Source organism: Flavivirga aquimarina (genome assembly GCF_030540835.1).
In the GTDB taxonomy this organism is placed as follows: Bacteria; Bacteroidota; Bacteroidia; order Flavobacteriales; family Flavobacteriaceae; genus Flavivirga; species Flavivirga aquimarina.
The window spans coordinates 1-1,358 of the sequence record NZ_JAUOEK010000107.1 but is presented as its reverse complement, the minus strand read 5'-3'; the positions used below and the strand labels follow the sequence as shown (position 1 = coordinate 1,358).

The window sequence follows — 1,358 nt, the reverse complement described above, 5'->3', positions numbered from 1 at the left end:
TCAGATTGTTAGAACTTTAGGAGATACAAGTTCATTAACCTTTACATTTAGCGAAGCCGTAGATGTCAACTCCATTTTACCATTTAATATTTTTGGTCAAACGATAGATTATACCTTTACGCCAACAGGAGGTAGTAATTCCCCCGTGGTAGTATCGATAACAGGAGGGGCTGCTCCAGGAGAGGTGCCCGTTGACTTAAATTGGACTGGTGTTACGTCTTTTGCCGTATCAGCACCAGGAGCAGCCGCATTTGCTTTTGATGATGTATCAGTTAATCCAACAATAATAACATTAGCTGTTAATGATGAGTATGCGTTTCAAAAAGCACAAGTATACCCAAATCCAGTAGAAAATATGCTTAATATTAAGCATGTTTCAGATTTAATATCAATTAAGGTCTATAATAATCTAGGGGAACAAGTATTACAAAGTAAAACAAATAGAATCGATGTAAGCCATTTATCAAAAGGCCTGTATATTTTAAAAATAAAGACGAGTCAAGGAACAGAGACTAAAAAAATTATTAAAAAGTAAATGAAACCCAACTTTGAGAATCCCGATATGAGATCGGGAGCACTCAAAGTTGATGGTTGAATTTATCCCGATATACATCGGGATCTATAAAATCGATCCAGAGGATCGATATAACAACGGACATTACTGGTTATAGGGTGTTGGTTGAATTTATCTCAACCCTTGTGCTGTATTTGTTTCAGTATTTGAAGGATATAAAGAACAATAAATTAAGTTTCCCAAACCTTTTTCGTAAAGGGTTTGGGGCTTAATATATAGGATTAATAAAAACAAGATACTTATGAAAAAAGCTACAATTTTATTCGCCGTATTAACAGTCGCTTTTAATGTCGTTAATGCGCAAACCGTATTTGGGTTTGAAAACGCTAGTGAAAACGGTGACACTATAGAAGAAACCATTGATGGCATTACAGTAACCATATCAGGAGACCCTTCTCTTTATTTTGGTGATGCTGCAGATTTTGCAGGCTCAAGCGGTAATGTTGTTGCCACTAATGCCCAAACAAATTCGGTAACCTTTACATTCAACCAAGCCGTAGATGTGAACTCCATTTTACCACTAAACGTTTTTGGTCAAACCTTAGATTACACCTTTACACCGACAGGAGGAGGAGCTAATTCCCCCGTTGTAGTACCCATAACCTCTGGTTCTGCTCCAGGCGCAGTATCTGTTGACTTAAATTGGACTAACGTGACGTCCTTTACCGTATCAGCAAGCGAACTCGCAGCATTTACGTTCGACAATTTATCAGTTGCTGGTAATAATAGTTCTACCATTTTTGGATGGGAAACGGCCGTAGATGTTAATGACGAGCATAAACTG

General features: G+C 37.6%; 2 protein-coding genes. Both read left to right on the top strand.

Annotated features, from left to right (window positions below):
* Positions 1–535, top strand: a 535-nt coding sequence (locus Q4Q35_RS09475) for a T9SS type A sorting domain-containing protein (RefSeq protein WP_303277731.1), incomplete at its 5' end; no start/stop codon positions are given.
* 280 nt (positions 536–815) lie between these two features.
* Positions 816–1,358: hypothetical protein (locus Q4Q35_RS09470; RefSeq protein WP_303277730.1), on the top strand; the 543-nt coding region annotated here is incomplete at its 3' end.